Below are 13,364 nucleotides of genomic sequence, written 5' to 3' on the forward strand. Positions count from 1 at the left end.
CGGATCCACTGCTGCTGCGGCAAGAGCTGCCAGGAATGAGGTTGAACCCGAACACCAGACGGACCTGAGTTGCCCCGCCGTTCACAGAGTAGCCATAGTGGTTGGGGACACTCTTGTTCGCGACATAGCATGATCCTCCGCCCAGCCATGTACTTTCGCTGCGACTATTGTAGAAGATCGCGAAGCAGTACTTGTTGCTACCCGACGTGCAACCATCCTTCTCGTAGGAGGTGCCGGCTTGCGCAGGTTGAGCATAGAAGACACTTGTGGCAAGCAAAGCGGCCGCCGGGAGAGACCGAATGAGGCTACGTCTTATCCGCATCACTTGTTAGCACCCTTCGCGATCGCGGCCAGCGAAGCCTTCTTGACAGCGTTCATCTTGGCACGTTCAGATTCGAGTGCGGTCCTCTTGGCAGCTATCTGCTTGGCTTGGAGGGCGCTCTCCTCTTCGTGCCATTTCTGAACGAGTCCCGTCTCCTCCTTGCAAGCGACGTCGGCAGTGGCCATCTTGATCTCCTCTGCCGATGCCGTCTGCGTCGATAGATCGAATTGGTCTGACGCCTTGTACGGGTCATCGAGCGTGAAGCCTCTGGTCTTCATGCACGCCGACCACTTGGAGATGATCTCCTGGACAGCAACTCGCTGCATGGACTCGGTCAGCGAGGCTGCGTTGACACGCGCAGCGTCCTCCCCCTGCGAGAGATGACCCAACTGACGTTCGGTTTCGCCGCGGCATCCTCCTTCGGGAACCTTCGTACCGTTGTAGGTACCGTCTGAGAGCTCCGGTCCCTCCCCGAGGAACACAGTCCCCTCTGGGCCATCAGTTGGCTCCCATACTGGCGGTTCGGCCATCTGCTGGGGAGGGAGGTGGTATCCGTACTTGGCTGCCTCCGCAGCATTCGAGATGCCATATCGTCTGGGCATGTTGGCGTCGTTGTACTCAGCCGGCGGGTTCACGCCTGGAACTGGCGGGTTGAAATTCTCAAACCCATACCGAGCCATGCAGCTGACCCAGAGACTCCGCTGAGCACGCTGCCACTGCACGACCTCGGGGTATCCAGCAAGGTACTTTTCCACTGGCAGGGATAATCCCTTGGCCAGGCCACGTTCGGGGGTAGGACTGGGCCACTTGCTCTCGTCTGCGCCGTTCGTGGTGACCGGCTGAGCGGATGCCCTCTTCGTCACTCCATCGCTTTCTGCTGCGCTAACTGCAACGCCAACAGTGAGCGCTGATATCGCAAAGATGCCCGTCAGCGCGTGCCTCTTACGCATGCACCGCCTCCTGATTCGCTTACTTGCGGATGACAACAGCAAGCTAGCCAACCCCCCCATGGAGAACACCCAAGAGACGATAACGAAAGGGTAACGAATGGTCTAGTCCTTTTTGGGTCACTGGGGCTTGAAGCTAGCGCAAGGCAGGCTCAGTGAACCTCTTTCATCCTGGCTCTTGAAGGGTGAAAGTGCTGGTCAGAAGGGTTGTTGGTGACATGGCGAAGCCTCCGTCGTTGGGGTGGTGTTCTCACGCATCACGCCGACGCCGGAGGCTTCGTTGGTTCCGTATTCTGCCAGTCTCGATGTGCCGTACGAGCTTGTTGAGCATGTCTCGTGGCTGATCTACGCACGAAGGCGTGAACTGAACTCGCCCTGGCGGAAGCTGGGCTGCTTCAAGCAGGCCCTGCTGACACTGGCCCACCTGCGGAAGAACGAGACGTTCGCGCAGGTCGGCGCCGGGTTCGGGGTGTCGGAGGCGACGGCATGGCGCTACGTCGACGAGACGATCGAGGTCCTGGCCGCCTGGGCGCCGGGCCAGCACGAGGCCCTGGTCGGGCTGGGCGAGGGGGACTTCGTCATCGTCGACGGCACCCTCATCCCGACCGACCGCACCGCCGCGGACGAGCCGTACTACTCGCAGAAACACAAGCAACACGGCATGAACGTTCAGGTCATCGCGGCCCCGGACGGAACCCCGCTGTGGTTCTCGCGCGTGGCACCCGGGCGGACCCACGACCTCACCGCAGCCCGCGCCCACGGCATCCTCCAAGCGTGCCTGACCCGGCAGATCCTCGTCCTCGCCGACCGGGCCTACCAGGGTGCCGGCGCCACCGTCCGCACCCCCTACTACCACCACCACGAACACCCCGACCGCTACCAGCAGTTCAACCGCGGCCACGCCCGGCTGCGGGCTCCCGGCGAGCGTGCCTTCGCACAGTTGAAGTCCTGGCGACTGCTACGGCGAACCCGATGTTTAACCCGGCGTATCGGCACCGTCGTGCAAGCCATCCACACACTCTTGACCTGCGACTATTCAGGATGAAAGAGGTTCAGTGAGGCCGGCGGGAAACCACCCGTCGAGTTCGAACGGATCATCCAGGAAGCGCGAGCGCGGACCGATCAGGAAGGCCGGGCCGTATAACCAACGTCTCTACGCAACCAGGGGATCGACAAGGGGCCAGTTCCCGCCAAACCCGCACCATCCCCCTTGTGTGGCATGTCCCCGAAACCCCTACAGTAACCGCATCCTGCCGGGCGCAGAGCGTCCCGTCGCTCGTTGTCTCGTCTGACAGATGTGCTGACCATTAGCGGGGGATAGAGCAACGGGGCTTTGGACTACGCCGTGCCACAGCCTTGTTGTGCCTTCCGTGTGGAGCCGGAGGGAGGCTGGGGATGCGCTACGGCGCTTGTCCGCCGCCCTGCCCGTTGTGGCAGCTATGTCCCGCAGCCGCTCCAGCTCAGCGCGCTCGTTCTCCCGCGGCTGTCCGCCGGGCGACGGCTCGGCCACTGGCTGGTCCGACGACGGTGACCCGTTGCATCTCGCTCGCAACACTCAGGTGTGCAGGATCCCTGAGGGATACCCAAGTCCTCAGCCACTTCCGGACCCGACTTCCCGGTCCCCTCCACGATCCGTGCCACCCTCTCGTGGAACTCAGCGTCGTAGATGCGCTTCTGGGATGGCGTGACTCCCAACTCCTCCTTCAGTCGCAGGTTCCACAGTAGGCGAGGAACTTCATAGGGAGGGAGAGCTGGACCCGGACGACGCCAGCACGTCACTCCTTCGGTCACGTGAAGCCGAAACCCACAACTGAGAAGGACTTGTGAGACACAGAAAACGATCATTCGCAGCGGTGGCGGCAGCAGTTGCCACCGCCTTGACCCTGCCTCTCAACTTACCCGCCCAAGCCGCGGATCCCTCGCCGCCCAAGGGGGCAGCGCAAGGCTGGAAGGGCACAACACAGAAGAAGTCGGCCAAACCGTCCGCAATTCCCGCCAAGGACCGCTCCCGGACCCTGGGTTCTGGACACCAGGCATCCAAGGACACTGCGGTCACCACCAGCGGCGACGCCACTGGCTTCCACCTTCTGGTGGCCGATGAGGCGGCCGGCTACAGGTGGAAGACGGCCGCGACGCTGCGAGAAGACGGCTTCGACACCGACACATGGATCGGCAACGTCTGCGTGACCGGCTCCGGTCGGTACGCCGCCGTCGCTTACGCGCCGCGTACGTTTACCAATCGGCCCGAGCTGATGGCACGCGGCGCATTCACCGCCGTCATTGACCTCATCTCCGGCAAGGTCACCAAACTTCCCTTCACAGCATCACTCGCCTACTTCAGCCCCGGCTGCGGCAACGGCGAGAAAGCCGTGTTCACACAGCTGTCCCACGAAGGTGACAAGGCTCAGAAGACCCGGCTGATAGCTGTCGACACGCACACCGGCAAGCAGGACGAGCCGATCACACGTCCCGGCCAGATCACCTCCGCTATTCCCACCAAGGACGGCATCGTCGCCGCCCACGGAAACAGACTCATACGCATCAACGGCGGCAGGGAGAAGCAACTGGCGGTGACCCACCACGTGCCGTTCCAGGTCACGGTCGACGCCAGCGGCGGCGTCACCTTTGTCGACCGCGATGCCGACAAGAAGGCGTCGAATAAGCCAACGAGCTGGGCCAAGCACCTCACCCCGGCGAACGTCCGCAGCGGGAAAAGGGCCACCGCCACCACCGTGGCCTCCGGAAAGCTCACCGACTGGGAACTGACCAGCACCCCGGACGGAAAGGTGTTCATCACCGGCAAAGCCACCAGCAAGGGTAATCTACCCAAGACCATCGCCAACCCGGGGCACCTGCCCAAGGGTGCCCGCATGTCCAGCTTCGGGCACGCTGCTGTATCCACGACGTGGGCGGACGGAAAGACGAGCCTGATCACCCCGGACAAGGGCAACGCCGTCCGGGCGGTCCGCACCACCCTGCGGGTGCTGGCCACCGGTACGTCCGTCACGCTGGATGCTACCCCGAAGGTCATGGGCAAGAACGCTGCCGCCGGCACCAAGCTGTCACCTGCTCTTGCTCTCCCGTCGAAGACGTCTGCCAAGAAGACCAGCCGGGATGGTAGCGGCGGCCTCTCCACACAGACGGTCCGCACGCAGCCGCTGTCCGCATCCCCGACCGACCCGAGCGAGGGCACCGACGAACGCTACTGCGCGGTTGCCCGCAACGACATCAAGAAGCAGGCATTCCAGCCCACTCCACGCCAAGTCGAATGGGCGGTGGACCAGGCCGTCGTCGGTGAACTCCGCTTCGACCGTCCGGCGAACTGGAAGAACACTGGCATGGACCGCTACAGCCCCAACGGGGAGTTCCCGCCGACCGTGCTGGCAGGAGACCCCAATGGAACCCTCGACAACGAGGACCCCGACGTCACCGACCGGTGGCACATACCTTCACAGGTGATGCTCGGGGTCACCGCGCAGGAATCCAACATGTGGCAGGCCACCCGCTTCGCCGTCCCTGGCGTGACGGCCAACAGCCTCATCGGCAATTACTACGGCACTGAGTACGCCGCCGACGGCTCCCAAGCCGACCCTTGGCGCATCAACTTCTCCGAAGCCGATTGCGGCTACGGCATCACCCAGGCCACCGACGGCATGCGCCTGGCGGGCAAGACCAAGCCGGGTGAAACCGCGCTGCCCCCCAGCACGCAAGAAGCCGTTGCCCTGGACTATGCCGCCAATATCGCCTACGGCGTCAAGATCTTGTCCCGGAAGTGGAACGATGCATACTACGCCGGGATGAAGATCAACAATGGCCACCCGCAATGGATCGAGAACTGGTTCTTCGCTCTCTGGGCCTACAACTCTGGCTTCTACAACACGCCGGACTCCCAAGGCCACAAGGGTCTGGGGTGGACCAATAACCCGGCCAACCCCCTGTGGAAGGCCAACCGCACCCCCTTCCTGGAAAATGCAGCCGGCGATGACGACTACAGCCACGCCGCACACCCCCAGGACTGGCCCTATCAGGAAAAGGTGCTCGGCTGGGCCGCACGCCCCATCTCCGCCATGTTCTCCCCCGGCAACTTCAAACCCGGCTACCTCGCCGCCTGGTGGAACAGCACCACCCAACGCACCGCGGTCAAGCCACCGATCGATCTCTTCTGCGACGCATCCAACAACTGCGACCCATCCAAGATCGGCAACGGTGATTCCAACGACCCCGGCATGGGAGCCTGCACCCTCGACCCCGGCGACAGCGACACCAACCCGCACTGGCTGCACTGCTGGTGGGACAAGTCAGCCAAGTGGAAGGACTGCGAGGACCGGGCCGAATGCGGCCACCAGGTCCATCGCTTCAACACCAGCTATCCGGAACAGGACGACGCCAACTCCTACCCGCCCCGCTGCTCCACCGGCCTGCCGTCCAAAGCACTGATCATCGATGACATCCCCAAAGGCAGAACGCCAGCCGGCTCGAACTCACGAGGATGCGGCGCCGCAAAGTCGGACGGCACCTTCAACCTGACCTACCAACCCTCCGAAATCACCGACTCCGACACCGGGAAAACCATCACCACCTACCCCGGCAAGATCGACACCCATCAAATCGGCGCCGGATTCGGCAACCACTTCTGGTTCACCCACACCCGCTCACCAGAGTCCTACCCGCCGCCGGGGGACCGAATGAAGGTCACCGGCACCTGGAAGCTAGGCACCAAGATCACCGAACACGGCGGCCAGGCCGAGGTCTTCGCACACATCCCAGACCACGGAGCCCAGACTGGTGCGGCCAACTACAAAATCAAAACTGCGTTCGGCACCGTTACCAAGAAGATCTCCCAGGCCGACAACCAGTCCAACAAGTGGGTATCCCTGGGCTCGTACCGGTTCACCAACACCACGCCGCAAGTGAGCCTGGACAACTTCAACGGTGGCAACGGCTCCAAGGACATTGCCTTCGATGCCGTCGCGTTCGTGCCCGGCGACCACGACGGCCTGAACGAGATCACCTTCCCCGAAGCGGACCCGAACGCCGCTGACGTCGATTTCGTAGCCGAACAGGACGCGAAGAAGGCCGACTCCACAAGGACGGCGCCCCTGACACCCAAACCGCGCAGCGGCGCCTCGAGTAAGGAATCTTGCTCTACCAGCAGCGACGGCATTGCTGTGTGCGCCACCTACAAGCCGATGGACGACAGGAACACGAAGACTGCCACGTCATCGACGACGCAGTCGTCCCAGGCTGCCACTGCGGCGGCAGGCCCTGTCGGGTGGTGCAAAGACACCAGCGGCGCTGCCATGCAGACGAGGACGGAAGGCTGCCTGCGCGGACTCATCGTCCTAACAGCGACACGCAACGGCGCCCCTGTCGGCAACGCGACAGTCAAGGTCATCCAGGAGATCAACCTCAACCCCAAGTCGAACGAATTCAAGACGTGGACCGAGGTCTCCCTGGTCAACATGTCGGGCATCACCTCCACAACGATGACGTCGTTTCTGGAGGAGTGCTGGCCCACCACTGCCTGCACCGAAAGCAACGGAGCCTGGAACGGCAGCACTACGTGGACTGCCGGGGACAAGCACGTCGCCACGCGCACCAACACCTACACATGGAACAAAGTCAACGGCGCTGAACAGCTCCTCGACTTCACCTGGAACACGGCCTGGTCCACCCCCAATGCCGTAGTCAAGGCCGTTCCGAAGTGGAGCAACAACGGTTTCGATGTCCGGTGTGACAACAAGGTGGGGGGCAACACCGGATGTGTGTTCCCGAAGTACTCGCCAACGTTGACGCTCAACACGAAGAAGTACCCAGCCGCAGCCGCGTACTACTGGGTACTCATGGAGAAGCTCGCATCACATCCGGGCAGCGAGAAGCACAACAAGCCCCTGCACCGCCTCGCCGACGAGGCGAAGGCCAAGGACAACCGGGACAAGATGTGCGTGCTCGCCGTTGCAGAGTGGAACCCCAATCCGAACGCAGACGGAAAGAGCTGCGACGAGTATCCCTTCGCGAAGTCACGCGAGAGTGGCGGGATGACACTCAATTCAGGAAAGCACTGCGTCCAGATGTATGCAAAAAAGCAGAGCAGCGGCACCTGGATGCTTGAACTCGACAACAACTACCCGTATCCCAGCTGGAACGAGATCTGCGGCCGGGCCGCCGTTCCAACCAAACAGAACACCGACGCAGGCGGCGACCTCGGACGGTTCACATCAGAAATCCGACTCATAGACCGTGAGCCATACTTTGTCCAGACCGGATTCGAGAACTGCGACATCAACTCCGTCTGCCACATCAGCTAGAAGCTAGGTCTACCACGGACCGGCCTGCCAGTTAGAACTTCTATCTGGCAGGCCGATTCCGCATCCAGGGTGTCAGCCCACGACCCACTCCAGCATGCGCGCCTCATGGACAGAAGGGCGGCGGCCCAGCGTGGGCAGACGAGCCATTCCCTCCACTGCAACGCACATGTCGTGGAACATCAAGCCCAGGCCCGGCCACAGCCACAGGTACTCAGGAGATCCGAACGAGATCTCCCCGATGCCCCCAAAGTGATCGCTCCGGTGATCAACGAACAGCAGATCGCCCGTAAGGCTCTGCGCGAAGGGAACCCACTGCTCATGAGCAGTACGCCCGACCACCTCTTCTGTATAGCCTTCCTCTACCGCCTCCCGCGCCATGGCTGCGAGGTTCTGCTGCCATTCTAGAATCCCCCTCGTATCAAGCAGGCTGTAGCCGAGGACGAAGCCACCGGCTCCCATGCTTGACCTGCGCGGGATGACGCCGTTGTGCTTCGTGAGCAGCAACTTCAGGTCATCATGGACCGAGAATCCAATCTCCTGTTGCAGCTTAGCTATCTCAGCGCTGGACGCGCCTGACCGAAGGGTATGATGATCAGCAGGGGCATTCTGAGCGAGCCATTCTTCGAACCTCTGCCACATTCCTTCAAAGCGCCACGCTTCTTCGGGTGCGGGGTGATTCATTAGCGTCTCCCGGTTCTCCGTCGTGATCTATCTTGTCCAGGCCACAGACACCAGCGTAGAACCAGAGTGCGACCTGATCTGTCCGCGGCCGTCCTTCTGGCGGACCGGTCACCGACGGAGGTCCGATCCATCAGGGGCAGGGGCAGGGGCAGGGGCGTGCCCGTTCAGCTCAGGAGGCCGCGGCGGCGCGGCTTGTGCAAGGGCTCGGGCTCGTACAGGGCAAGCAACACCGCCTCGGCGCGGTCCGGGGACTTCATGCCGCGGGCCTTCATCGCCTTCTTGCTCTCAATCTCGGTATAGCCGTTGGTCTTGGCCAGCAGCTTCGGAGTGGAGAGCTGCGCGGCGGCGTTCTTGTCGACGTGGAGGCGCAGCCGCCCGCCGCCGGAGGATGGGTCCGGCTGGAGCAGCGACCTGGTGGCGAGCCACATCTCGTCGCGCTTGCGCCACGGCCGCATGACAGCGCCGGGATCGTCCTGGCCGGGGGACTCCGACACCATCACGCCGACGATCTGCGCGCGGTGCCGACCGGTCTCCGCCCACCGCTCCAACATGGAGACGACGCCGTGGCCGATGCCGTTCTGGTCCACTTTGACGCGCACGGGGTGCGGCGAGTTCAGGGCGTCGGCGAGGCGCTGCGCGGTGTGTATCTCCTCCAAGACGACTTCGGCGACGGACACCTGGTTGTCGTTCGCCGCCCCGGCGGAGGCGTGCCGGAACTCCACCGCGTCACCGACGGACCGGTACACGGTGAACTCGTCGCCACCATCGGCGGCGACGTCGACGCCGAGTCGTATCCAGGCGCCTTCGCGGACGGTGTGCTCGGCACTCTCGCCCTCCAGGCCGAGGTCGCGTATTCGGTGCCAGCCGTCGCCGGTCGGGTCTTCGTACGCCATGGCAGCCTCGACCCAGCTCGGCGGGATGGCGACCCCGCCGCCGCCCTTAGGGAAGCGGGCGTGCACCTTGGCGATCACGTAGGGGTGGTCTGCTCCGTACGAGCGGATAGTGCGTGCCACCCAGTCCTCGTCGGGCATGTGATCGGCCAGGGAGTGCCGGGCGACGCCCGCGGGGCAGTCGGTGCAGAACGGCGCCAACTCGCCAGTGATCGCTGGAGAGTCGAGCGAGGAGATCGGGATGGTGACGGTGGTCGGCTCGCTCGGGTCGTCGCCCTCGATGCACAGCCCCTCGAACCAGCTGGCGGGGTCGTCCATAGCTGGGTTGCCGATGGCGAGCATCGTCGCGTGCCCGCCGGTCAGCAGGTTGTTGGTGCCGTTGCCGATCATCGGGGCGATACCGCCCGCCTCGTCGACGATGAGCAGCAGGTGGGGCATGTGTATGCCTTGCATCGCGGCCTCGTCGTTGGCGGGTGCGGAGAAGCCGTACGCGGCCACGAAGTCGTTGCCGTATGGGTCGGGCATCTTGTACTGGACGGTGTCGCAGGTCCCTGGCAGGCCGGCGCGGGGCACGACCTTGCGGATGTGCGGCCAGAGCTGCCGCTGCACCTGCCGGAACCTCGTTGCCGTGGTGATGCACAGCGCGGTGCCGACCGGATAGACGTTGGTGAACCACACGGCGGCGCGCGCGGCCAAGTGCGTTTTCCCGACGCCGAATCCGGCAGGGACAGCAACCCTCTTGTGGTCGACGATCGCGTCGAGCACGGCCCGCTGTTTGGACCACAGGCTCTCGCCGAGGACGTCCTCAACGAACCCGGACGGCGAGTCCCGCCACAGGCCGTACAGGGACCCAGTCGCACGCTCGACCTCTGTCATGACGTAGGCGCGTTCGCGTTCGGTCAGGTGGTGCTTGAAGGCGTTGCGGCGCTCGGTGACGGGCTGGCGCAGAAGGACGTCGGCGACGTTGGCGGCGTCGCGGGATATGAGCCCGGAGCGGGCGTGCTGCAGCTTGGACGCCGAGGGGGCCACGCGGGCGCGTGTCGGCTGCTCAGGCTGCGTGCGGGACATGATCGGGACGGTGCCGCTCGGGTGGGGCTTATGTCGCGGTCTGGCCGGGGAACCCATGCCCTGACTGCCCGGCCAGACCGCGGGTTCCGGCGCGCTGTGTGACTAGACCGCGCCCTGTGCGCTTTCGCGCCGGAAGCCCGGCTGCGAGGCCCGCGCGACAGGGGGGAGGGGTCACGCGGGCCTCGGCACTGTGTAATACGTCGGACGGGCCGATCTTGTTACACCTGCACCACGTGCGGCTGGTCGCCGGTGGCGAACTCGTCGGCTACGAGGTCCAGGAGCAGGGCGGGCTTATCGTTCGCGCGGCGCACCGCTTCCAGGATGATCGCCGCTTCGGCGACGGCTACGGCCCGCTCGTCCGGGGTGATGCGGTACCAGGGAGTGGCCTGCGTGCCGGCCGCAGCCAGGACCTCGCGGCGAGCTTCGTAGTAGTGGCGGGCCAGGGGCAGTGTGCTGGGCATGGTCTTCATGCCGATGGGAACGCCGCCCGCCCGATTCTGTGACAGCGCCGGGCGGGCGGCACTTGGCTATGCCTGGCTACTTCTCGGCGGCGGCCTGTTCGTCTGCGGCCGTGACCGTGGCGGACTCCCCGCCCTGAAGCTGCTGAAGACGCTTCAGCGTCGCGCTGAGCATGGCCTCCGCGCCCGAGGGGTCACCGCCGGTGCCGCCATCGATCTTCACGCGGATGTTGGCCTTCCCCGAGCGGCTGTAGCCGTAGACGCTGTCCTCACTGACGCCGGGGTTGATCACGAGCGTGCTCTCATCGCCCACCGGCGGCTTCGCGGGCTGCTCCTTGCTCGTCTCGGACCCCTTCCACGCCGAATACGCGCTATGCGCGTCCTTGGCCGTATCGAAGAGGCAGATGTGCACGTCGGCCATGTTGACCGTGGAGCCGTTGTACTCGTACGAGGCGTCACTGCCTCGGGCCCACCCCTTCGGGGACGAGTTGTCATCGGTGGCGCTGCAATACTCCCCCTCCGTCACCGACTTGGTGCCGTGCAGGGTGTAACCGGGAAGCGTCTCGCCGGTGTCCAGCAGCGCCTTGGTGACGTCCGCCTGGGTGAGGTCCTTCGTGATCGGCTTCGGGGCTGGGGAGGAGACCGGCTGGTTGCCGTCCTGGGCGTTGGAGGCGGAGTTCGGCCCGTCGCCGCTGGAGGAGCAGGCGGTGAGCGAGGCCATACCGACGAGGGCGGCAGCAAGGGCGAGGCGTACACGTGACATGAGCAGAACCTATCCAGCGTGATCATGAACCAGCAGGGCTTGCTGCCTTCAGGGCAAGCCCCCTGAGAAGGCTGCCGACGGTGCCTGAGTGGAGCGAAGGCGCCGTACCTACGTAATGGTCTGGGTTGATGTTTCTACTAAAGGGGCCTGATCTGCCGGAACCCGGGCCACCGGAAGCCGGTTTCACCGGCGCCGGTTTTTCAGGCCCCGGTCACCGGCGACTGAAAACCCGGCCCCGGTGGTGCTTCGGGGCCGGGCAGAGGAGGGGAAGTTCAGTGGCCGCGGCGTCGCTTCGCCGTGTTCTTCGCGTCACGGGCGTACCGCGCAGTGACGTCACCGAACTCGGCGATGCGGTCCGTGGTCCATTCGTACGGCGCCTCGGACAGCACGAGCACGGCGTCCTGAAGGAACGGCAGGGCCGCCTTGCGGCGCGCAGTCGCCGCCGAGACGATCTCCGACAGCCGGGGTAGGACCTCCGCAGCCCCGTCGATCTTGGGGATACCCGCCTGTTCGGCGGCGTGACGACGCTGCTCCGGAGTCATGCGGGTCTCGCCGGGACCACTGAGCTGAGCACGGCGACGCACTTTGGTGAGCGGGGCCCACTCCTCGGGCGCCTTCTCAGTCCCATCGACAGGCTCGGCCGCGTCCGCTCCGTGAAGCGCCAAGCGGCGCATCTCGGTGTACGCGTTGCCGGTGACCCCAAGGACCTTGTCCAGGCCACGCACGCCTTCGTAGAACCAGAGGCTCATCGCGGCTTCGTTCCGTTCCCCGACGTGGGCGACGATCTCGAGATCGGCTTGCTGCACGACTTCAGCGGCTCGCTTCAACCGGTCATCGGGGCGCGTGATCCGCGAGAACTCTTTCTCGATGTGGCGTTGAGCGGTGTCACGGATCGCCTCATGGTCCGGAACCTCAATGTCCTTGCGGACCTGGTTCTTCTTCGTGGCCATCGTTAAGGGTCCTCTACCTCGACCATAGCGCCGCACGCCAGCAGCGCCTCAGCGGATGGCTGGGGCAACCCCATGCCGAATGAACGCGCAAATACTACAGCTCGCGGCGAACGTCTACCCGTTCTGAGCAGGGAGAATCCGACCCCCCCGAGCGCGATCACTCGCCCTGTGACGTCACCTGCTGTAGCTGGATCGCAGGGGTGAGGCGTGTCGGTAAGGGCGATCCGGCCGACCGTTGTACGCGGGAGGCCGCCGCGGCGCAGCACGCACACCCCGATCAGGCGCCTCACCGCCACCACCGCAGCCGCCCGAGCCCGCGGCGGTGACGAGGCAACGGCTGGAACTCCTCGCTCTCCGTCGCCCACGGGTCGTGCTTCCGGGCCTTGTGCTCGGCGCGGGAGCACAGGGCGAACACGGCCCAGGTGCGGCGGCCGAAGGTGATGGCGGGCCCGCCGATTCCGTACGGCCGCTCGTTGCCGCGGTAGGTGTAGCCGACCGCGAGCCACACGCCGGGCGTCTTCGTGGTCCAGGTGCGGGCCGTCCACCGGCCGAAGTCGACGAATCCAGGGGCCGCACGCCTCATCGGGCCGCCTCCACCGGCACGGTGCGTGCCCCATCCGGGGTGAGCCGGTAGCAGCCTCCTCCGGGGTAGCGGACGGCCACCTCGTTCGGGAGTTGCGGGCGACGCACCTTCCACCCGGCCTCGTACGACTCCCGCGGGTTGTCCTCGAACCAGCCGTTGCACGGCTCGCAGGCCAACAGGAGGTTGTGCGCCTGGTTGATCCAGGGCTCCCGCGCCCCGCCCATGCCCCGGTTGACGCGGTGGTGGATCGTCAGCCGGTGCAGGGAGCCACAGCGCACACAGCGCCCGCCGTCGCGCTGATAGACGAGGTCCCTCACCGGGTCGGTGGGGCCGGTGCGTCGTCGGGTCACGATCGGTCTCCGTCCTGCCCGGCCACCGGCCGCGAGGTGCGGCC

The 13,364-nt window shown here is 64.9% G+C and carries 10 protein-coding genes; 2 read left to right on the plus strand and 8 right to left on the minus strand.

Going from position 1 to position 13,364, the window contains the following annotated elements:
- Window positions 1-321 precede the first annotated feature (321 nt).
- On the minus strand, window positions 322-1,272 hold the full coding sequence (locus QUY26_RS02710; RefSeq protein ID WP_289943480.1) for a hypothetical protein: 951 nt from the start codon (window positions 1,270-1,272) through the stop codon (window positions 322-324).
- A gap of 238 nt (window positions 1,273-1,510) precedes the next feature.
- On the opposite strand from QUY26_RS02710, the gene QUY26_RS02715 reads away from it, so the two are divergent.
- Together QUY26_RS02715 and QUY26_RS02720 are read left to right on the plus strand one after the other, a co-directional pair.
- Complete coding sequence (locus QUY26_RS02715) at window positions 1,511-2,314, plus strand: transposase family protein (protein ID WP_289943481.1); 804 nt, start codon at window positions 1,511-1,513, stop codon at window positions 2,312-2,314.
- Between the two features lie 808 nt (window positions 2,315-3,122).
- Window positions 3,123-7,577, plus strand: a complete 4,455-nt coding sequence (locus QUY26_RS02720; RefSeq protein WP_289943482.1) for a NucA/NucB deoxyribonuclease domain-containing protein — start codon at window positions 3,123-3,125, stop codon at window positions 7,575-7,577.
- 72 nt (window positions 7,578-7,649) lie between these two features.
- Here the strand turns inward: QUY26_RS02720 and QUY26_RS02725 are convergent, their stop codons facing one another.
- The 7 genes from QUY26_RS02725 to QUY26_RS02755 all read right to left on the minus strand — a co-directional run bounded on the left by QUY26_RS02725 (window position 7,650) and on the right by QUY26_RS02755 (window position 13,320).
- Window positions 7,650-8,258: an SMI1/KNR4 family protein gene (locus QUY26_RS02725; RefSeq protein ID WP_289943483.1), complete on the minus strand. Its 609-nt coding sequence runs from the start codon at window positions 8,256-8,258 to the stop codon at window positions 7,650-7,652.
- A gap of 164 nt (window positions 8,259-8,422) precedes the next feature.
- The gene (locus QUY26_RS02730; RefSeq protein ID WP_289943484.1) at window positions 8,423-10,216 is read right to left on the minus strand and encodes a hypothetical protein; all 1,794 of its coding nucleotides are present in this window, start codon (window positions 10,214-10,216) and stop codon (window positions 8,423-8,425) included.
- A gap of 218 nt (window positions 10,217-10,434) precedes the next feature.
- The gene (locus tag QUY26_RS02735) at window positions 10,435-10,677 is read right to left on the minus strand and encodes a hypothetical protein (RefSeq protein ID WP_289943485.1); all 243 of its coding nucleotides are present in this window, start codon (window positions 10,675-10,677) and stop codon (window positions 10,435-10,437) included.
- A gap of 76 nt (window positions 10,678-10,753) precedes the next feature.
- Complete coding sequence (locus QUY26_RS02740; RefSeq protein ID WP_289943486.1) at window positions 10,754-11,437, minus strand: hypothetical protein; 684 nt, start codon at window positions 11,435-11,437, stop codon at window positions 10,754-10,756.
- A gap of 272 nt (window positions 11,438-11,709) precedes the next feature.
- Window positions 11,710-12,387: a hypothetical protein gene (locus tag QUY26_RS02745; protein WP_289943487.1), complete on the minus strand. Its 678-nt coding sequence runs from the start codon at window positions 12,385-12,387 to the stop codon at window positions 11,710-11,712.
- Between the two features lie 286 nt (window positions 12,388-12,673).
- Window positions 12,674-12,970 carry a hypothetical protein gene (locus QUY26_RS02750; RefSeq protein ID WP_289943488.1) on the minus strand — a complete coding sequence of 99 codons (297 nt, stop codon included), beginning with the start codon at window positions 12,968-12,970 and terminating at the stop codon, window positions 12,674-12,676.
- The gene (locus QUY26_RS02755; RefSeq protein WP_289943489.1) at window positions 12,967-13,320 is read right to left on the minus strand and encodes an HNH endonuclease; all 354 of its coding nucleotides are present in this window, start codon (window positions 13,318-13,320) and stop codon (window positions 12,967-12,969) included. The genes QUY26_RS02750 and QUY26_RS02755 overlap by 4 nt, the downstream gene beginning before the upstream one ends.
- Window positions 13,321-13,364 lie beyond the last annotated feature (44 nt).

Origin of the sequence: Streptomyces flavofungini (genome assembly GCF_030388665.1) — a bacterium.
Classification (GTDB): Bacteria; Actinomycetota; Actinomycetes; order Streptomycetales; family Streptomycetaceae; genus Streptomyces; species Streptomyces flavofungini_A.